We start from the raw sequence: 18,598 nt of genomic DNA on the forward strand, positions 1-18,598 counted from the left end.
TCCTATCTCTTAGAGGCGGCTGGACAAGTCGTCCAAAGCCGCATGCAACTCAGTGAACTGGAAAGTGAAACCGGCCGCCAACAGGCGTTCGGGCAATGCTTTCTGGCCGCCCAGCAACAGGCCGGACAACTCACCCAGGCCCACCTTCAACGCGAAGGCCGGCATCGGCATGAACGCAGGGCGATGCAGCACCTGGCCCAACGTCTTGGCAAACTCGCGGTTGCGTACCGGGTGTGGCGCGCAGGCATTATAAGGACCGCTGGCGTCGCTCTTGTGCAGAAGAAAATCAATCAGGGCGATTTGATCCTTGATATGCACCCACGGCATCCACTGCCGACCATTGCCGATCGGCCCGCCCAGCGCCAGCTTGAACGGCAGCAACAGGCGCGACAAAAAGCCGCCCTCGGCCGCCAGCACCAACCCCGTGCGCACCAGCACCACGCGTATGCCCAGGGCTTCGGCACGCTGGGCGGTTTCTTCCCAGGCGATGCACAACTGGCTGGGGAAATCGTCCTGCACCGGGCCACTGGCTTCGGTCAACTCGCGCTCGCCGCCGTCGCCATACCAGCCGACTGCCGAACCCGAAATCAATACAGACGGCTTCTGCTCATGGGTTTCCAGCCACGCCAGCAAGGTTTCGGTGAGGCTGATGCGGCTGCTCCACAACAGCGCCTTGCGTTTGTGGGTCCAGGGGCGGTCGGCAATAGGCGCGCCGGCCAGGTTAATGACCGCATCCACCGGGCCGATAACCTCTTGTAAGCGGCCGACGCCCAGCACCTGAGCGCCGCACACTTTGGCGACGGTTTCCGGATGACGGCTCCATACCGTCAGCCGATGGCCCTGGGCGAGCCAGTGTTGGCAGAGCTGGCGACCGATCAAGCCGGTACCGCCGGTCAGCAAAATATGCATGGGATGCTCCTCATGTAACGTTCGCTGCTGATCACTGGTCTATTTTATAAGCAGGGATCAATTTAATAATCAGGGGCGTAACGTTGGTTTAAGCCTCAGCTTTAACCATAGGTCACCCCACACGATCAGGCACGCCAAAACTTATACCAAAAAACAATATTGTACAGCTATTGGTGTCGGCGTAGTCTGTACCCAACGGTAAAACGAGGCCTCCCATGACTGTTCCCATCGCGATCATCGGCACCGGCATCGCCGGTCTCTCCGCCGCCCGAGCGTTGAAAGACGCGGGGCACGTTGTACAACTCTTCGATAAAAGCCGCGGCAGTGGTGGCCGCATGTCCAGCAAGCGCAGTGATGCCGGTGCGCTGGACATGGGCGCTCAATACTTCACCGCCCGCGACCGGCGCTTCGTCAACGAAGTGCAGCGCTGGCAAAGCCATGGTTGGGCCGAGCAATGGAAGCCACAGCTGTACAACTTCAAGTCCGGCCAACTCACGCCGTCACCCGATGAACAGATCCGCTGGGTCGGCACGCCGCGCATGAGTGCCATCACCCGCGCCGTGCTCGACGACCTGCCGGTGGAGTTCGGTTGCCGGATCACCGAGGTGTTCCAAGGCAAACAGCACTGGAACCTGCTCGACGCCGACGGCGGCAATCACGGCCCGTTCAGCCACGTGATCATCGCCACGCCTGCGCCCCAGGCCACCGCCCTGCTGGCTGCCGCGCCCAAGCTGGCGAGTGCCGCAGCCGGTGTGAAGATGGACCCGACCTGGGCTATCGCGCTGGCCTTCGACAAGCCCCTGGATACACCGATGGAAGGCTGCTTCGTGCAAGACAGCCCGCTCGACTGGCTGGCGCGCAACCGCAGCAAGCCGGGGCGCGACACCACCCTCGACACCTGGGTGCTGCACGCCACCAGCGCCTGGAGCAAGGCGCACCTGGACCTGTCCAGGGAAGCGGTGATCGAACACCTGCACGGCGCCTTCGCCGAATTGCTGCACAGCGCCATGCCGGCGCCATCGTTCAGCCTGGCGCACCGCTGGCTCTACGCACGACCGTCCAGCGCCCACGAATTCGGCGTGCTGGCCGACGCCGACCTGGGCCTGTACGTGTGTGGCGACTGGTGCCTGTCGGGCCGCGTCGAAGGCGCCTGGCTCAGTGGCCAGGAAGCCGCGCGACGCTTGATCGAGCATTTGCAATGAACCGCATTAATCCCGCCAAGTTGCTGCTGTCGAAGTGGACAGCAGCGCAGCCTCGAAACAAAGAAAAACACTTCCTGGTCACCGAACTGTTTCGTGACGAAGAAGGCACCGTGCTGGAAATCGAACTGCAAGCCGTGATGACCCGGCGCGGTGAACGCCTGCCCTGGCAAACCCTGCAAAGCGCCGAGGACTGGAAGATCGGCTGGAAATAGTCTCCCCGCAAAATACTTGTACAAAATATTTGACTTGTACAGCATCAAACCTATGATGAGATTTAGTTGTACGGACTTTTAAGTTTGTACAGGAATCTTGCAGAGGTTTGGCCATGCCCAACACGACAAAACCGAAGATCGCTATCAGCGCCTGTCTCCTGGGCGAGAACGTGCGCTTCAACGGCGGGCATAAACAATCCCAGCTCTGCAGCAAGACCCTTGCCGACTATTTCGACTTCGTACCGCTGTGCCCCGAAGTCGCGATCGGCCTGGGCATCCCCCGCGAACCGATCCGCCTGGTCGGCGACCCCGATCACCCGCAAGCCGTCGGCTCCGTGCACCGCGAGCTCAATGTTACCCAGCCCCTGGACGACTACGGCCAACAAATGGCCCTGGAACACACCGACCTGTGCGGCTACATCTTTATGCAGAAGTCGCCGTCGTGCGGCCTGGAGCGGGTCAAGGTCTATCGCGAAAACGGCACACCGGTGGACGGCGGCGGGCGCGGCATCTATGCCCAGGCGTTTTGCGCGCGTCACCCCAACCTGCCGGTGGAAGAAGACGGTCGGCTGAATGACCCGGTGTTGCGGGAAAACTTCCTGACCCGTGTATTCGTCTACGCCAGCTGGCAACAACTGCTGGCAGAGGGCCTGACCCGCCACTGCCTGCTGGCTTTCCACTCGCGTTACAAATACCTGCTGATGGCCCACAGCCCGGCGCATTACAAAAGCCTCGGCCACCTATTAGGCAGCATGGGCAAGGGCGTCGACCTTGAGGCGTTGGCCAGCGGTTATTTCAGCGAGCTGATGACCGGCCTGAAGAAGTGCGCCACCCGCGGCACCCACACCAATGTGCTGCAACACATCAGCGGCTACCTCAAGCAGGCCATCAGCGCCGACGACAAACAGGAAATGCAAACCGTCATCGGCCAATACCGCCACGGCATCGTGCCCCTGGTGGTGCCGTTGACCCTGCTCAAACACCACTTTCGCCAACACCCGGATCGCTACATCGCGCAACAGGCCTACCTGCAACCGCACCCGGAAAACCTCAGCCTGCGAAACGCGATCTAACCCATGAAAAGCGTTATGGAAATTGCCCTGCAAGACGAACCCGGCGAAGACATCGCCCAAGCCCTTGAAGACGGCTGGCTGCCGATCCGCGAAGTGGCGCGCCAGACCGGCGTCAACGCGGTGACCTTGCGCGCCTGGGAGCGCCGTTACGGCCTGATCGTGCCGCAGCGCACGCCCAAGGGCCATCGGTTGTTCAGCGCTGAACACGTGCAACGCATCCACACCATCCTCACCTGGCTCAATCGTGGCGTGCCGGTCAGCCAGGTGAAAAACCTGATCGATTCTGCGCAAGCGAGCCCCGACGCCGTCGAAAACGAATGGCACACCCTGCGCCAGAACCTGGTGCAGGCCGTCAGCGAGCTGGCCGAACGCCGCGTCGACGACGCCTTTAACCAGGCGATGGCGCTGTATCCGCCGCGCACCCTGTGCGAGCAACTGCTGGTGCCGCTGTTGCAGGCGCTGGAACAACGCTGGCAAGGCCAGTTCGGCGCGCAGATGGAGCGGGTGTTCTTCCTGTCCTGGCTGCGCAGCAAGTTCGGCGCGCGCATTTACCACAACAATCGCCAGCTGCACGGCGCGCCGCTGCTGTTGATCAATCATTCCGACCTGCCCCTGGAACCACACCTGTGGCTCAGCGCGTGGCTGGCCAGCAGCGCCGACTGCCCGGTGGAAGTCTTCGACTGGCCGCTGCCGGCCGGCGAATTGGCCCTGGCGGTGGAACACCTGCAACCGCGTGCGGTGCTGCTGTATTCGAGCAAAGCCCTCCATTTGTCGGCACTCGCAAAACTTCTGGGTGGCGTTGGCTGCCCAAAGCTAATCGTCGGACCAACGGTATGCATCCATCAGGCCGAGTTGACCGTATTAACCCGTGATACCCCTGAATTGTTCGTGGCCGAAGACCCGTTGTCGGCCCACCAGATACTGATCCAGCGTGGACTTCTTTAAATGCACTTGATCTGGCTGCGCACCGACCTGCGCCTACACGACAACACCGCACTGGCCGCCGCGAGCCAGCGAGGCCCGGTTGCCGCCGTGTACCTCATCACCCCGCAGCAATGGCTGGCTCACGATGATGCGCCGTGCAAAGTCGATTTCTGGCTGCGCAACTTGCAGCACCTGAGCCAGGCGCTGGGTGAACTGAATATCCCGTTGCTGATCCGCACCGCCGCGACTTGGGATAAGGCGCCCGCCGTGCTCAGCGAACTGTGCCGGGAGCTGTCGGTGGCGTCGGTGCACGTCAATGAGGAATACGGCATCCATGAAAGCCGTCGCGATAACGCCGTGGCCCAGGCCCTGGAAGCTGACGGCGTGAGGTTCCACAGCTACCTGGACCAACTGTTTTTCCAACCCGGCAGCGTGCTGACCAAGACCGGCACTTACTTCCAAGTGTTCAGCCAGTTCCGCAAAGTTTGCTACAGCCGCCTGCACAGCGCCCTGCCGCGCCTTGTGGCAACGCCAAAGGCCCAGCAGAAACTGGACCTCAAAAGCGATCAGATCCCCGAACAGGTCGAAGGATTCAAGCGACCCAGCGACACCTTGCGCGCCCTCTGGCCCGCCGGCGAAGACGAAGCCCGTCGCCGCCTGGACGCTTTTGCCGACCAGCAAATCAGCTACTACAAGGACGAGCGCGACTTCCCTGCCAAGCCCGGCACCAGCCAGCTTTCCGCCTACCTCGCAGCCGGTGTGGTTTCGCCGCGCCAGTGCCTGCACGCCGCATTGCACACCAACCAGGGCGAGTTCGAAAGCGGTGACATCGGCACGATCACCTGGATCAACGAACTGCTGTGGCGCGAGTTCTACAAGCACATCCTGGTGGGCTACCCACGGGTGTCCCGCCACCGTGCGTTTCGCCCCGAAACCGAAGCAGTGGCCTGGCGCCACGCGCCCAAGGACCTCGCGGCGTGGCAAGAAGCCCGCACCGGCCTGCCGATCATTGACGCGGCCATGCGCCAACTGCTGGAAACGGGCTGGATGCACAACCGCCTGCGCATGGTGGTGGCGATGTTCCTGACCAAAAACCTGCTGATCGACTGGCGCGAAGGCGAGCGCTTCTTTATGCGCCACCTGATCGACGGCGACCTGGCGGCCAACAACGGTGGCTGGCAGTGGAGTTCGTCCACGGGCACCGATTCGGCGCCGTATTTCCGGATTTTCAGCCCCTTGAGCCAGTCGGAAAAATTCGACGGCGAAGGCGTGTTTATCAAGCATTGGCTGCCCGAACTGGCCGCGCTGAATAAAAAGGAAGTGCACAACCCCGAGGCGGTCGGCGGATTGTTCGGGGTGGCCGACTACCCGCGCTCGATTGTCGACCTGAAAAAATCTCGCGAACGCGCCCTGGCGGCTTTCCGCAGCCTGCCATCGCGTCAGGCCATGGGGGCTTAACATGAGTGACTTCCTGCGCCGCTTCGCCCAGGCCTTTTCCACGCTGGACAAGCACAACCTGCACCTGCTCGACAGCCTGTACAGCAAAGACATCGCTTTCACCGACCCGCTGCACGAGGTGCATGGGCTGCCGGCGCTGCGCACCTACTTCGCCGAGCTGTACAGCAACGTCAGCCAACTGCGTTTCGACTTTCACGGCTTCGACCAGGTGGCCGAAGGCGAAGGCTACCTGCGCTGGAAAATGAGCTTCTGCCACCCGCACCTGGCCAACGGCAAGTTGATCCGTGTGGAAGGCTGCTCGCACCTGATGTGGCGCGACAAGGTTTACCGCCATCGCGACTATTTCGATGCCGGCGCACTGCTTTACGAACACCTGCCAGTCCTCGGCCGGGTTGTCAGTTGGCTAAAAAGGAGAATGGGATGAGCCTTACACCGCCTCGCCGATATTGGCTGACCGGCGCCAGCAGTGGCATCGGCGCTTCACTGGCTGTGGAGTTGCTCAACAGCGGCGCCCACGTGGCCTTGAGCTCACGCACCCAAGGCCCGCTGGAGGCACTCGCGCAACGCTTTCCGGGGCAAGTGCTGGTGGTGGCCGGCGACCTGACCAACAGCCAGACCGTGCGCGAGATCGGCGAGCATATCGGCGTGGTCTGGGGCGCCCTCGACACCGTGATTCTGAATGCCGGCACCTGTGAATATGTCGACGCCAATCAATTTGACTCATCGATCATCGAGCACGTGGTGCGCACCAACCTGCTCGCCAGCAGTTACTGCATCGAAGCGGCGTTGCCGCTGTTGCGTGCCGGGCACACGCCGCACCTGGTGGGCGTGGCCAGCGCCGTGACCTACCTGCCGATGCCGCGCGCCGAAGCCTACGGCGCGTCCAAGGCCGGCTTGCGCTACCTGTTCGAAGCCCTGCGCATCAGCCTGTCGCCGGAAAATATCGACGTCACCGTGATCAGCCCTGGGTTTGTCGATACGCCGTTGACCGAGCGCAACGATTTTCCGATGCCCCTGGCCTGGTCGGCCGACAAGGCCGCGCGGCATATCTTCGCCAAGCTGGACAAACGCCCGCTGGAGATCGCCTTCCCGGCGATGTTTATCGCCACCCTCTGGCCACTGTCGAAACTGCCGAACCGCGCGCAATTGATCATTGGCAAACGCATGCTGCGCAGCCCGCCGCCGAAGAAGGACGACCTGTGAAGATCGCCATTATCGGCAGCGGCATTGCCGGGCTGACCAGTGCCTACCTGCTCAGCCGTCGCCACGACGTTACGCTGTTCGAGTCGGGCGACCGGATCGGCGGGCATACCCACACGGTCAACGTCACCGTCGAAGGCCAACGCTATGCGGTGGACACCGGCTTTATCGTGTTCAACGACTGGACTTACCCCAACTTCATCCGCCTGCTGGGGCAGATCGGTGTAACGTTCAAACCCACCGAGATGAGTTTTTCGGTGTGCGACCAGCACGCGGGGTTCGAATACAACGGCAACAACCTCAACAGCCTGTTTGCCCAGCGGCGCAATATTCTGTCACCGGGTTTCTGGGGCATGTTGCGCGATATCTTGCGCTTCAACCGCCAGGCGCCGCTGGACCTGCAAGAGCAGCGCATCAGCGCCGACATGACCCTGGGCGACTACCTTACCGCCGGCGGTTACGGCCCGCGATTTATCCGGCATTACATCGTGCCGATGGGCGCGGCGATCTGGTCGATGTCCCTGGCGGACATGCTCGGGTTTCCTTTGCAGTTCTTTGTACGCTTCTTCAAGAACCACGGCTTGCTGTCGGTGAGCAACCGGCCGCAATGGTGCGTGATCGAAGGTGGCTCCAGCAGCTACATCGAGCCACTGACCCGCAGCTTCAAAGAGCACATTCGCCTGAATTGCCCTGTGCATCTGGTGGAGCGCGACGCCGAGGGCGTGATTATTCACAGCACCGCAGGCACCGAGGCTTTCGACAAAGTGGTATTCGCCTGCCACAGCGACCAGGCGCTGGCGTTGCTCGGCGACCCAAGCCAAGCCGAGCAGGAGATTCTCGGCGCCCTGCCCTACGCCGACAACGACGTGGTGCTGCACACTGACACCCGCCTGCTGCCCGACCGCAAACTGGCCTGGGCCAGCTGGAATTACCGGCTGGCCGGCAACGCGCAAACCCAGGCCGCCGTCACCTATGACATGAACATCCTGCAAGGCATCGACAGCGCCACTACCTTTTGCGTCAGCCTCAACCAGACGTCGATGATTAACCCACTGAAGATTCTGGCGCGCTACACCTACGCCCACCCGCAATACAGCCTGGCCGCCGTGGCCGCGCAAGCGCGCTGGGAAGAATTGAACGGCACGCAACACACGCATTATTGCGGCGCCTACTGGGCCAACGGCTTTCACGAAGACGGCGTGGTCAGCGCCCTGCGTGTGGCGCAAGCCTTTGGGGAAACCCTGTGAACAGCGCCCTGTACAGCGGCTGGATCGCACATCGCCGGTTCGCGCCCAAGGCCCATGCCTTTCGCTACCGCATCGGCCTGCTGTACCTGGACCTCAGCGAACAGGACGAAGTGCTCGGCCTATCGCCCCTGGCCGGCACAAGTCGCCTGGCCCCCTTCGGCTTTCGCCAGCAGGACTACCTGCGTGAATTCACGCGCCACGGCATGAGCTTGACCGATGCCGTGCGCCAGGAAGTCGGCAAGGCCCTGGGGCATACACCCCAAGGCGGTATCTGCCTACTGACCCAGGCCCGCAGTTGGGGCCTGGCTTTTAATCCGGTGAGTTTCTTCTACTGCTTCGAGGATGACGGACAACTGGCCGCGATCCTGTGTGAAGTGACGAACACCCCATGGCGCGAACGCTATCACTACGTGCTGCCGGCCCAGGCCCTCGGCGCGGATGAGCATCAGCACTTTGCCGTGGCCAAGGCCTTCCATGTGTCGCCTTTTTTACCGCGCGACCTGGAATACCGCATGAGCTTCAGCCCGCCCGCCGCCAGGCTCGGCGTGCACATGGCCGATTGGCAAGGCGAGCACAAAGTCTTCGACGCCACGTTGAGCCTGCAGAAAGAGCCGCTGAATCGCGCCAGCCTGCACCGCTACCTGTGGCGTTTCCCCTGGATGACCGCCAAGACCTGCCTGGCAATCTACTGGCAGGCCATGCGCCTGTTGCTCAAACGCACACCGATTTTTTCCCATCAGGCCGCCGATGGCGCCTCTCGCACCGCAGTCGGGTATACCAAGGATCGCCGCCATGAAATCCCCTAGTTTATCGGTCAAGGCCAACCGCCTGAACGTCAACGGTGTGACCAGTGCGCTGCTGCGCAAGGGTGTGCTGCGCCAACTCAGCCAACTGCGCCATGGCCAGTTGGTAGTGATCGAAGACGGTGAACGTCAAGTCTTCGGTGCTCGGGAAGCGCACCTGCTCGGGGAAATCCAGATCCTCGATTCGGCTGTGTGGGGGCTGGTGGCGGCCAACGGTTCGATTGGTGCCGGCGAGGCGTTTATCCATGGCTACTGGAGCAGCCCGGACCTGACCGCGGTGGTACGCGTGATGGTCAGCAACCTGGATGTACTCGATGCAATGGAGGGCGGCCTGGCGCGGTTGGCGCGCCCGTTCACCCAGGGCCTGCACTGGCTCAACCGCAATACGCGCAAGGGCTCACAGAAAAACATAGCGGCGCACTATGATCTGGGCAACGACCTGTTCGAAGAATTCCTCGACCCGACCATGATGTATTCGGCGGCGCAATTCCTGTCGCCCGACGACACCCTGGAACAAGCACAACTGAACAAGCTGGAGCGCATCTGCCAGAAACTCGCGCTCAAGCCCGCCGACCACCTGCTGGAAATCGGCACCGGCTGGGGCAGCATGGCGCTGTATGCGGCGCAGCACTACGGTTGCAAGGTCACCACCACCACCTTGTCCAAAGAGCAGTTTGCCTACACCGAAAAACGCATCGAGGCCCTGGGCCTGCAGAACCAGGTGACGCTGTTGTTGCAGGACTACCGCGACCTCACCGGCCAGTACGACAAGCTGGTCTCCATCGAAATGATCGAAGCGGTGGGCCATCGCTTCCTGCCGACCTACTTCAAGCAATGCGCGCACCTGCTTAAGAGCGATGGCCTGATGTTGCTGCAAGCCATCACCATTCGTGAGCAACGCTATGAGCAGGCGAAGAACAGCGTTGATTTCATCCAGCGCTATATCTTCCCCGGCGGCGCCCTGCCCTGTGTGCAAAACATGCTGCAGATCGTCAGCCGCGACACCGACATGAACCTGCTGCACATGGAAGATTTCGGCCTGCATTACGCAAAAACCCTGCGCCTGTGGCATGAGAACTTTCGCCGCGCTCACGGCCGCCTGACGGAATTGGGCTACGACGAATACTTCCTGCGTTTGTGGGAGTTCTACCTGTGTTACTGCGAAGGTGGCTTTATGGAGCGCACGATTGGCACCGCACAATTGCTGCTGGCCAAGCCGTCCGCCATCAACCCACCGCTGCTCGGGCGTTTCAGTGCTTAAAACACTGGCCAATGCCGTGCTGTTCCAGTGCGGCTGGTTTGCGTGTGTGCTGGGCGGCGACAGCGCGTGGCTGCTTTTAGGGATCGCCGTGCTGGCGGTGCATCTGCTGTGGATAAGTTCATGGTCAGGGGAGGGGCAGATGATGCTCGCCGTGACCTTGTTGGGTACGGTGACCGACACCACGCTGCGCGCCTTCGGTGTGTTTCATTTCAGCATGCCCGGGCCGCTGATCCCCTTTTGGCTGATCCTGCTGTGGGCGTTGCTGGCCACCACCTTGCGCCATTGCCTGGCCTGGAGCGCCCAACCCTGGTGGCAAGCCAGCCTGCTTGGCGCGGCAGGCGGGCCACTGTCGTATTACGCGGGCAGCCAATTGGCGGGCGTCAGCTTTGGCTATGGCACCGCGCCGACGATGATCGGATTGGCGTTGCTCTGGGCGATGTTGTTCCCAGTGTTGCACTGGATCGCCGGGCAGCTTGGGGATTGACGTCCGTCAGAGCATTCACACGCGCGGAGCCCGCTTGCCTTACACTGCGCGCCTATGACCAACATCCCCCACACTCAAATCGTCGAACCCACCGTCACCTGTTCAACGTGCGCGGCCTGCTGCTGCCAGTTGGAAGTCATGCTGATTACCGACACAGGGGTGCCGGAGCGCTATATCGATACCGATGATTGGGGCGGCGAGGTGATGCTGCGCCTGGACGACGGCTGGTGTGCGGCGCTGGATCGGGACACGATGATGTGCACGATTTATGAGCGGCGACCGCTGATTTGTCGGGAGTTCGAGATGGGAGCGCCGGAGTGTCTGACCGAGCGCGAGGGCATTGCGACGGCGTACCGCTGATCTCGACAGCCGTGAAGATGCCGATCGTTCCCACGCTCTGCGTGGGAATGCCGCCTGGGGCGATCCGCGTTCCGATGTTGGCGCACGGCTCAAGGCCTGCGCCAGGGTGACGCGGAGCGTCACGGGATGCATTCCCACGCAGGAGCGTGGGAACGATCAAGCGTTCTGGAGGATTACAAAGGCATGGTGTAGTGCAACGAATAGCTTTCTACACCATCGTTATTGCTGCTGATCCCGGCGTTGGAGTAGTGCGTGGCGCGAATGCCCACTTCGTGCCCGCCGGTAAAGCGCAAACCGAAGCCCAGTCGGTCTTCGAACTGGAAGGCCTGGCCGATATTGTTGTCTTCCAGTCGCGTACGGGAGAACACCGCCACCCCGACCCCGGCCTCGATGTAAGGCTTCACCGACTCCCCGGCGAATTCATACACAAACACCGGCGAGAACGACAGGCTGCTCGCGCCTGCACGGTCATCACCTTCCCAATAGGTATAAGCGCCGCTCCAGTAGCCGGTCAGCCGACCAACATCACTTTGCATCCAGCTCTTGTCCCAGTTCGACGTCAGCCCCAGACGGTAGGTCAGCGTCGAATCACTGGTCGCCCCCAGGCCAAACTCAAGGCCAGCGGCCTGCGCCGAAAAAGAGTGTCCCACCACAGCGGCCGCAATCGCAGCCAAACAGAACAAACGCTTCATAAGAAACAGTCCTTTGAAACCGAAGTTGTATGATTTTGTACAGGCCATCTCGCTATAGAAGCTGACGCACAGTCAGAAGTTCAGCGACATTTCACGAAATTTTCACGACCCGAAGCTTCGCACAACTCCAGAATGTTTCCATAGTGTCGGTAGGATATTTCTTAGGTGATACACATCGCCGCTGGTCCAGAACTGTGCAGGCTCAGGATCGCCGAGGGCCAGCAGCTCACGTTCGCCCAGCAAGCGTTTTAGCTGGCGGGCTACGGCAGCACCGGTGTCGATGAGGATGATGCTGGGGGGAAGCATCTGCGCCAGGAGCGGCTTGAGGAAGGGATAGTGGGTGCAGCCGAGGATGATGGTGTCACAGCCGGCGCTGAGCAATGGCTCGATGTAGCCCTGCAACAACTGGCGCAGCGCCGGGCTGTCCAGGTCACCGGTTTCAATCAGCTCCACCAGCCCTGGGCACGGCTGGGTAATCACCCGCACATCGGTGGCGAAACGGTCGAGCAAGGCGGCGAACTTGGCGCTTTGCAGAGTGCCAGTGGTGGCGAGTACGCCGACCACACCGCTGCGGGTCGCGGCAGCGGCAGGTTTGACGGCGGGCTCCATGCCCACCAGCGGCCAGTCGGGGTAGTCCTGGCGCAAATCGGCAACGGCGGCGACAGTCGCGGTGTTGCAGGCAATCACAAAGGCCTTGGCGCCCTGCGCGCGGAAAAACTCGGCGACCAGGCGCGAACGTTCGCGAATAAACGCCGGCGTTTTCTCGCCGTAGGGGATGTGCCCGCAATCGGCCACGTACAGCAGCGACTCATGGGGCAGCAGTTGCTGGATTTCATCCAGCACCGACAAACCGCCGACGCCGGAATCGAACACACCGATCGGTGCGTCCTTAACCATGTTGCGTCCCGCATACACTGCAACCGGGGTCACGCTTGACGCGCAATTCGCGAAAGCGCGTGGTCAGGGCATCGATCAGCAACAGGCGGCCCACCAGCGGCTCACCGAAACCGGCCAGCAGTTTCAAGGCTTCCAGCGCCTGCAGGCTGCCGACCAGGCCAACCAGCGGGCCGACCACGCCGGCTTCGCTGCAAGTCAGTTCGGTGTCGCTGCCGTGCCCGTATAAACAGTGGTAACACGGGCTTTCAGCGCGGCGCGGATCGAATACCGACAATTGCCCTTCCAGGCGAATCGCAGCACCACTGACTAAAGGCTTGCCGGCGACCACACACGCGGCGTTGACCGCTTCACGGGTGGAGAAGTTGTCACTGCAATCGAGCACCACGTCGACGCCGGCCACGGCGGCCGCCAGGGAATCATCGTCCAGCGCGGTGCGATGGGCAACCAGCTGGACTTCAGGGTTGATAGCCGTGAGACGGCGCATGGCCGAATCGACCTTGCTCAGGCCGACGCTGTCGGTGTCATGAATGATCTGGCGCTGCAGGTTGGTCAGGTCGACGGTGTCGAAGTCGGCCAAATGCAGTTCGCCGACACCCGCTGCGGCCAGGTAAAGCGCCACCGGGGCACCCAGGCCGCCCAGACCGACGATCAGCGCGCGGCTGCTTTTCAGGCGCAATTGGCCTTCGATATCGACATGCTGCAACAGAATCTGTCGGCTATAGCGCAACAGCTCCTGATCGGTCAGCACGGCCGGCGTCCCAGGGTGATGCGTTCGTGGCCGCCGAGGTCGATGCGGCTGTGCACCTCTTCAAAGTCTTGGGCGAGCAACAGGTCACGCACGGCCAAGGCCTGGTCGTAACCGTGTTCGAGCAGCAGCCAGCCGCCAGCCTCAAGATGAGCTGGGGCTTCGGTGATGATCAAGCGCAGGTCGTCCAGGCCATCATGGCCTGCGACCAAGGCACTGGCGGGCTCAAAACGCACATCACCGGCCACCAGATGCGGATCGTTGTCGGCGATATATGGCGGGTTGCTGATGATCAGGTCGTAGGTATGGCCTGGCAGGGCACTGAACCAATGGCTGTTCAACACCATGGCGTTCTTAAGGTGCAGGCGCTGGCGATTGCGTTCGGCCAGGGCCACGGCTTCGAGCACGCGGTCAACCGCGGTGACATGCCAGGCCGGACGCTCGCTGGCCAGGGCCAGGGCGATTGCACCGCTGCCGGTGCCAAGGTCGAGGACCTTGGCGGGCGTGGCGGGCAGCAACTCCAGCGCTGCTTCCACCAGCAGCTCGGTTTCCGGACGCGGGATCAGCGTGTGGGGCGCAACCTCCAGGTCAAGTTTCCAGAAGCCTTGCTGGCCGAGGATATACGCCACCGGCTCGCCGGTTCGGCGACGTTGCAGGTAGTTGGCGAAGGTCAGCGCATCTTCGCTGCTGACGATCTTTTCCGGCCAGGTGTGCAGGTAGCTGCGGGACTTGCCCAAGGCAGCGGCCAACAACAATTCCACGTCCAGGCGCGCAGTGGGCGAGTCGGGCAGGTCGGCGGCGCGCAGCAAGCTGGCAATAATGGTCATTTATTCACCTATCGCCGCCAATTGATCGGCCTGGTACTCAGCGAGCAACGGCTCGATCACCGCATCCACACCGCCGGCGAGAATTTCGTCCAGGGAGTAAAGCGTGAGGTTGACCCGGTGGTCGGTGACCCGGCCCTGGGCAAAGTTGTAGGTCCGGATGCGCTCGGAGCGGTCGCCCGACCCCACCAGCAACTTGCGCTCGCTGGCAATCGCGTTGGCTGCGGCGCTGGTTTGCTGGTCATTGAGCTTGGCCGACAGCCAGGACATGGCCCGCGCACGGTTCTTGTGCTGGGAACGTTCTTCCTGGCACTCCACCACGATGCCCGAAGGCAAGTGGGTGATACGGATGGCCGAGTCGGTCTTGTTGACGTGCTGGCCGCCGGCGCCCGACGAGCGGTAGGTGTCTACCCGCAGGTCCGCCGGGTTGATCTCGATGGCTTCCTGCTCGTCCGGCTCGGGCAACACAGCAACGGTGCACGCCGAAGTGTGGATACGGCCCTGGGACTCGGTCGCCGGCACCCGCTGCACGCGGTGCACACCGGATTCAAATTTCAGCTTGCCGTAGACGTTGTCGCCTTCGACCCGGGCGATCACTTCTTTATAGCCGCCGTGTTCGCCGATGTTCTCGGACAAGATCTCGACGCGCCAGCCGCGACGCTCGGCAAAGCGCGAATACATGCGGAACAGGTCGCCGGAGAAAATCGCCGCTTCGTCACCGCCGGTGCCGGCGCGGATTTCGAGGAACACGTTGCGCCCGTCGTTGGGGTCTTTGGGCAGCAACATGCGTTGCAGGTCGCCTTCCAGCTCAGCCAGTTTTTCCTTGGCTCCGCGGACTTCTTCCACGGCCATTTCGCGCATGTCCGGGTCGCTGTCCTTGAGCAGCGCCTGCGCGCCTTCGAGGTCGGCCTGCACTTTCAGCAGGTGTGTGTAAGTGACCACAATGGGCTCAACGTCGGCGTATTCCTTGGAATAAGCGCGGAACTTGGCCTGATCGGAGATGACCTCGCCATCGCCGAGCAGGGCGGTCAGTTCTTCGAAACGGTCCTGGAGTATGTCCAGCTTATTGAGCAGTGACGCTTTCATTGCGATTTTTTATCCGAAGAGCTATCTGACGCGCCCTCACCGAGGGCAAAGAGTTCCTGCGCCATGGCCAGCGCATCGAGGCGGCCTTCGGCAGTCAATTTTTTTAGCTGTACGCTGGGCGCGTGGAGCAACTTGTTGGTCAAGCCACGCGCCAGTTGCATCAGTACGTCTTCAGCACTGCTGCCGTTGGCCAGCAAACGCTGCGCCTTGAGCAACTCCTCGTCACGCAGGCGCTCGCCTTGCTGACGATAGGCTTTAAGCACATCGACTGCTGCCAGTTCACGCAGGCGCACCATGAAATCTTCGGCGCCGGTGCTGACCATTTCCTCGGCCGCCTGGGCAGCGCCCTGGCGGCTCTTGAGGTTTTCGGCGACCACTTCATGTAAATCGTCGACGCTATAGAGGTAAACGTCGTCCAACTCGCCGACTTCAGGCTCGATATCCCGGGGAACGGCGATATCTACCATAAAGATCGGCTTGTGCTTGCGCAGCTTCAGCGCGCTCTCGACCGCGCCTTTGCCCAGGATCGGCAATTGGCTGGCGGTAGAGCTGATAACGATATCGCTGCGCACCAGTTCGGCCGGGATGTCCGACAGCAGCACCGCGTGGGCACCGAACTGCTCGGCGAGGATGCTCGCGCGCTCCAGGGTGCGGTTGGCGACCACAATACGCTTCACGCCGAGGTCGTGCAGGTGGCGGGCGACCAGGGTGATGGTCTCGCCAGCGCCGATCAGCAAGGCCTGGCTGCGCTGCAAGTCACTGAAAATCTGTTTGGCCAGGCTGACGGCGGCAAAGGCCACGGACACCGGGTTTTCACCGATGGCGGTGTCGGTGCGCACCTGCTTGGCGGAATTGAAAGTGGCCTGGAACAGGCGGCCCAGCAGCGGGCCAACGGTGCCAGCCTCGCGAGCCACGGCGTAGGCGGACTTCATCTGGCCGAGAATCTGCGGTTCGCCCAGCACCAGCGAATCGAGGCCGGAGGCGACGCGCATCATGTGACGAACTGCCGCATCATCTTCGTGCACATAAGCGCTGGCGCGCAGGTCATCGACGTCCAAATGGTGGTAATCGGCCAGCCAGCGCAGCACCACATCCGCCGAAAGATGTTCCTGTTCTATATAAAGCTCACTGCGATTGCAGGTCGAAAGGATTGCAGCTTCGCGGCTGTCGGTGAGCCGGCAGAGCTGTTGCAAGGCCTCAACCAACTGCTCTGGCGTAAACGCCACGCGCTCGCGCACGTCTACGGAGGCAGTCTTGTGGTTAATACCGAGTGCGAGGAAGGCCATTCAATATCGCTGATGATGTCGGGAAGCCGACAATTGTCCTACTTCGAAAGATTCAGAACAACCACCGTCGTCTATTGTCCCTATACGTTGTGCCTATAAACACGCTCCTTGGGGCGGCAATAAGCGCATCTAAGAGCGCCCCGGTTATGTTTGGCCGAAGGCTTGTGTCATGATGATCCGACCGCAGGTTAGTCGTCCTCTTCCTATATGAATAGATCCTCCGCGTTGCTCCTTGCTTTTGTCTTCCTCAGCGGCTGCCAGGCTATGGCACCCGTGTCGCCGGACGGTACACCGCCGGTGGAAGAGAGCACCCCCGCCCCTGAAAAGCCCAAGGTTTACTCCTCGTTCAGCGAAGAAACGGTATTCAGCCTGCTGAGCGCCGAACTGGCTGGCCAGCGCAATCGTTTCGACATTGCGCTGGATAACTACGTGACCCAGGCCATCAATACGCAGGACCCGGGGATCTCGGAGCGGGCGTTTCGCATCGCCGAATACCTGGGTGCGGACCAGGCAGCACTGGACACGTCGCTGATCTGGGCGAAAAACGCACCGCACGATCTGGAAGCACAGCGCGCGGCAGCCATTCAACTGGCCCGCGCCGGGCGCTATGACGACTCCATGGTCTATATGGAGAAAGTCCTGCAGGGCAAGGGCGACACGCATTTCGACTTCCTGGCGCTGTCGGCTGCCGACACCGACCAGGACACGCGCAATGGCCTGATGAAGAGTTTCGACCGTCTGCTGCAAAAGCATCCGAAAAACAGCCAGCTGATTTTCGGCAAGGCCTTGTTGCTGCAACAGGATGACGAAGCCGAAGCCGCATTGAAGCTGCTGGAGCAGAACCCGCCGGAAGACGGCGAGATCGCACCGATCCTGCTGCGCGCTCGCCTGCTGCAGAACCTCAACCGCGGCAAGGAAGCGATTCCGCTGCTGGAAAAAAGCATCAAGAAGTACCCGGAAGACAAGCGCCTGCGCCTGACGTACGCGCGCATGCTGGTGGAACAGGACCGCATGGTGGACGCCAAAGTGCAGTTCGCCAACCTGGTCCAGCAGTACCCGGACGATGATGAATTACGTTATTCCCTGGCACTGGTGTGCCTGGAAGCCAAGGCCTGGGACGAGGCCAAGGGCTACCTCGAAGACCTGATTGCCCGCGAGAGCCATGTGGACTCGGCGCACCTGAACCTCGGCCGTATCGCCGAAGAGCGCAACGACCCGCAGGCTGCTCTGCTCGAATACGCCCAGGTTGGCCCCGGCAACGATTACCTGCCCGCCCAGTTGCGCCAGGCCGACATCCTGATGAGCAACGGTCGTACCGATGAGGCGGAAAAACGCCTGGCCGCGGCCCGCGACGCCGAACCGGACTACGCGATCCAGCTGTACCTGATCCAGGCCGAAACCTTGTCGGCCAACAAGCAGGGCGAGCGCGCCTGGAAATTGCTGCAACAAGCCTTGCAGCAATACCCCGATGACCTGAACCTGCTGTACACCCGTGCCATGCAGGCGGAAAAACGCAATGACCTGGCGCAGATGGAAAAAGACCTGCGCCTGATCATCAAGCGCGACCCGGAAAACGCTATGGCGCTCAACGCCTTGGGTTACACCTTGTCCGACCGCACCACGCGTTACGCCGAAGCCAAGGCACTGATCGAACAAGCGCACACACTCAACCCGGAGGACCCGGCCGTGCTCGACAGCCTGGGCTGGGTCAACTACCGCCTGGGCAACCTGGACGAAGCCGAACGCTTGCTGCGCCAGGCGCTGGAGCGCTTCCCCGACCAGGAAGTCGCCGCTCATTTGGGCGAAGTGCTCTGGGCCAACGGCAAGCAACGCGAAGCCCGACAAATCTGGGAACGATTCCTCAAGGAACAACCCGAAAGCCCCATCCTGCGCGGCACCATCAAGCGCCTGACCGGATCCGAGACCCTTTAAGCT

At 61.7% G+C, this 18,598-nt stretch carries 20 protein-coding genes; 13 read left to right on the forward strand and 7 right to left on the reverse strand.

All coding sequences use genetic code 11. The annotated features are described in order from the left end of the window. Positions 1-9 precede the first annotated feature (9 nt). Positions 10-909: a TIGR01777 family oxidoreductase gene (locus ACR52_RS11795; RefSeq protein WP_048724243.1), complete on the reverse strand. Its 900-nt coding sequence runs from the start codon at positions 907-909 to the stop codon at positions 10-12. 215 nt (positions 910-1,124) lie between these two features. Here ACR52_RS11795 and ACR52_RS11800 point away from each other — a divergent pair, with 215 nt between their 5' ends. The 12 genes from ACR52_RS11800 (at position 1,125) to ACR52_RS11855 (ending at position 11,133) form a co-directional block, all read left to right on the forward strand. Next, positions 1,125-2,111 carry an NAD(P)/FAD-dependent oxidoreductase gene (locus ACR52_RS11800; RefSeq protein WP_048724244.1) on the forward strand — a complete coding sequence of 329 codons (987 nt, stop codon included), beginning with the start codon at positions 1,125-1,127 and terminating at the stop codon, positions 2,109-2,111. Next, the gene (locus ACR52_RS11805; protein ID WP_048724246.1) at positions 2,108-2,323 is read left to right on the forward strand and encodes a TIGR02450 family Trp-rich protein; all 216 of its coding nucleotides are present in this window, start codon (positions 2,108-2,110) and stop codon (positions 2,321-2,323) included. Before ACR52_RS11800 ends, ACR52_RS11805 begins: the two co-directional genes overlap by 4 nt. Positions 2,324-2,436: 113 nt before the next feature. Next, entirely contained in the window at positions 2,437-3,396 is a 960-nt protein-coding gene (locus tag ACR52_RS11810; RefSeq protein WP_048724248.1) for a YbgA family protein, read from the forward strand. Between the two features lie 15 nt (positions 3,397-3,411). Next, entirely contained in the window at positions 3,412-4,341 is a 930-nt protein-coding gene (locus tag ACR52_RS11815; RefSeq protein WP_048724250.1) for a MerR family transcriptional regulator, read from the forward strand. Further along, a complete protein-coding gene (phrB, locus tag ACR52_RS11820; RefSeq protein WP_048724253.1) occupies positions 4,342-5,778 on the forward strand; it encodes a deoxyribodipyrimidine photo-lyase in 1,437 nt (478 codons plus the stop codon). 1 nt (position 5,779) lies between these two features. Then, on the forward strand, positions 5,780-6,202 hold the full coding sequence (locus tag ACR52_RS11825; protein WP_048724254.1) for a nuclear transport factor 2 family protein: 423 nt from the start codon (positions 5,780-5,782) through the stop codon (positions 6,200-6,202). Beyond that, the gene (locus ACR52_RS11830) at positions 6,199-6,981 is read left to right on the forward strand and encodes an SDR family NAD(P)-dependent oxidoreductase (RefSeq protein ID WP_048724256.1); all 783 of its coding nucleotides are present in this window, start codon (positions 6,199-6,201) and stop codon (positions 6,979-6,981) included. The genes ACR52_RS11825 and ACR52_RS11830 overlap by 4 nt, the downstream gene beginning before the upstream one ends. After that, entirely contained in the window at positions 6,978-8,225 is a 1,248-nt protein-coding gene (locus ACR52_RS11835; RefSeq protein ID WP_048724258.1) for an NAD(P)/FAD-dependent oxidoreductase, read from the forward strand. The genes ACR52_RS11830 and ACR52_RS11835 overlap by 4 nt, the downstream gene beginning before the upstream one ends. After that, positions 8,222-9,031, forward strand: a complete 810-nt coding sequence (locus ACR52_RS11840; RefSeq protein ID WP_048724260.1) for a DUF1365 domain-containing protein — start codon at positions 8,222-8,224, stop codon at positions 9,029-9,031. The genes ACR52_RS11835 and ACR52_RS11840 overlap by 4 nt, the downstream gene beginning before the upstream one ends. Further along, positions 9,018-10,289 carry an SAM-dependent methyltransferase gene (locus ACR52_RS11845; protein ID WP_048724262.1) on the forward strand — a complete coding sequence of 424 codons (1,272 nt, stop codon included), beginning with the start codon at positions 9,018-9,020 and terminating at the stop codon, positions 10,287-10,289. Before ACR52_RS11840 ends, ACR52_RS11845 begins: the two co-directional genes overlap by 14 nt. Continuing rightward, entirely contained in the window at positions 10,282-10,773 is a 492-nt protein-coding gene (locus ACR52_RS11850; protein WP_048724264.1) for a DUF2878 domain-containing protein, read from the forward strand. Before ACR52_RS11845 ends, ACR52_RS11850 begins: the two co-directional genes overlap by 8 nt. Positions 10,774-10,827: 54 nt before the next feature. After that, positions 10,828-11,133, forward strand: coding sequence for a YkgJ family cysteine cluster protein (locus tag ACR52_RS11855; protein WP_048724266.1), 306 nt, complete (start codon positions 10,828-10,830; stop codon positions 11,131-11,133). A 173-nt stretch (positions 11,134-11,306) separates the two neighbouring features. On the opposite strand, the gene ACR52_RS11860 is transcribed toward ACR52_RS11855, so the two are convergent. The 6 genes from ACR52_RS11860 to hemA form a co-directional block, all read right to left on the reverse strand. Further along, complete coding sequence (locus ACR52_RS11860; protein WP_048724268.1) at positions 11,307-11,825, reverse strand: acyloxyacyl hydrolase; 519 nt, start codon at positions 11,823-11,825, stop codon at positions 11,307-11,309. A gap of 102 nt (positions 11,826-11,927) precedes the next feature. Beyond that, positions 11,928-12,722, reverse strand: a complete 795-nt coding sequence (gene murI, locus ACR52_RS11865) for a glutamate racemase (protein WP_048724270.1) — start codon at positions 12,720-12,722, stop codon at positions 11,928-11,930. Further along, positions 12,715-13,470, reverse strand: coding sequence for a molybdopterin-synthase adenylyltransferase MoeB (locus ACR52_RS11870; RefSeq protein ID WP_048724273.1), 756 nt, complete (start codon positions 13,468-13,470; stop codon positions 12,715-12,717). The genes murI and ACR52_RS11870 overlap by 8 nt, the downstream gene beginning before the upstream one ends. After that, the gene (gene prmC / locus ACR52_RS11875; protein ID WP_048724276.1) at positions 13,464-14,294 is read right to left on the reverse strand and encodes a peptide chain release factor N(5)-glutamine methyltransferase; all 831 of its coding nucleotides are present in this window, start codon (positions 14,292-14,294) and stop codon (positions 13,464-13,466) included. The genes ACR52_RS11870 and prmC overlap by 7 nt, the downstream gene beginning before the upstream one ends. Then, the gene (gene prfA, locus ACR52_RS11880; protein ID WP_048724278.1) at positions 14,295-15,377 is read right to left on the reverse strand and encodes a peptide chain release factor 1; all 1,083 of its coding nucleotides are present in this window, start codon (positions 15,375-15,377) and stop codon (positions 14,295-14,297) included. Next, positions 15,374-16,663 (reverse strand): glutamyl-tRNA reductase, encoded by a 1,290-nt coding sequence (gene hemA / locus ACR52_RS11885; protein ID WP_048724281.1) that lies wholly within the window; start codon positions 16,661-16,663, stop codon positions 15,374-15,376. Before hemA ends, prfA begins: the two co-directional genes overlap by 4 nt. Positions 16,664-16,870: 207 nt before the next feature. Here hemA and ACR52_RS11890 point away from each other — a divergent pair, with 207 nt between their 5' ends. Continuing rightward, complete coding sequence (locus tag ACR52_RS11890; protein ID WP_048724285.1) at positions 16,871-18,595, forward strand: tetratricopeptide repeat protein; 1,725 nt, start codon at positions 16,871-16,873, stop codon at positions 18,593-18,595. The last annotated feature ends 3 nt before the right edge of the window (positions 18,596-18,598 follow it).

Origin of the sequence: Pseudomonas fildesensis, from assembly GCF_001050345.1 — a bacterium.
GTDB lineage: Bacteria > Pseudomonadota > Gammaproteobacteria > Pseudomonadales > Pseudomonadaceae > Aquipseudomonas > Aquipseudomonas fildesensis.

Bases quoted from the DNA above. Each gene is read 5' to 3' on its own strand.
- prmC (WP_048724276.1), bottom strand. From the start codon at position 14,294: ATGACCATTATTGCCAGCTTGCTGCGCGCCGCCGACCTGCCCGACTCG.
- ACR52_RS11795 (WP_048724243.1), bottom strand. From the start codon at position 909: ATGCATATTTTGCTGACCGGCGGTACCGGCTTGATCGGTCGCCAGCTC.
- ACR52_RS11890 (WP_048724285.1), top strand. From the start codon at position 16,871: ATGAATAGATCCTCCGCGTTGCTCCTTGCTTTTGTCTTCCTCAGCGGC.
- ACR52_RS11845 (WP_048724262.1), top strand. From the start codon at position 9,018: ATGAAATCCCCTAGTTTATCGGTCAAGGCCAACCGCCTGAACGTCAAC.
- prfA (WP_048724278.1), bottom strand. From the start codon at position 15,377: ATGAAAGCGTCACTGCTCAATAAGCTGGACATACTCCAGGACCGTTTC.
- ACR52_RS11855 (WP_048724266.1), top strand. From the start codon at position 10,828: ATGACCAACATCCCCCACACTCAAATCGTCGAACCCACCGTCACCTGT.
- ACR52_RS11830 (WP_048724256.1), top strand. From the start codon at position 6,199: ATGAGCCTTACACCGCCTCGCCGATATTGGCTGACCGGCGCCAGCAGT.
- ACR52_RS11825 (WP_048724254.1), top strand. From the start codon at position 5,780: ATGAGTGACTTCCTGCGCCGCTTCGCCCAGGCCTTTTCCACGCTGGAC.
- ACR52_RS11800 (WP_048724244.1), top strand. From the start codon at position 1,125: ATGACTGTTCCCATCGCGATCATCGGCACCGGCATCGCCGGTCTCTCC.
- ACR52_RS11805 (WP_048724246.1), top strand. From the start codon at position 2,108: ATGAACCGCATTAATCCCGCCAAGTTGCTGCTGTCGAAGTGGACAGCA.
- ACR52_RS11810 (WP_048724248.1), top strand. From the start codon at position 2,437: ATGCCCAACACGACAAAACCGAAGATCGCTATCAGCGCCTGTCTCCTG.
- ACR52_RS11860 (WP_048724268.1), bottom strand. From the start codon at position 11,825: ATGAAGCGTTTGTTCTGTTTGGCTGCGATTGCGGCCGCTGTGGTGGGA.
- ACR52_RS11815 (WP_048724250.1), top strand. From the start codon at position 3,412: ATGGAAATTGCCCTGCAAGACGAACCCGGCGAAGACATCGCCCAAGCC.
- hemA (WP_048724281.1), bottom strand. From the start codon at position 16,663: ATGGCCTTCCTCGCACTCGGTATTAACCACAAGACTGCCTCCGTAGAC.
- phrB (WP_048724253.1), top strand. From the start codon at position 4,342: ATGCACTTGATCTGGCTGCGCACCGACCTGCGCCTACACGACAACACC.
- murI (WP_048724270.1), bottom strand. From the start codon at position 12,722: ATGGTTAAGGACGCACCGATCGGTGTGTTCGATTCCGGCGTCGGCGGT.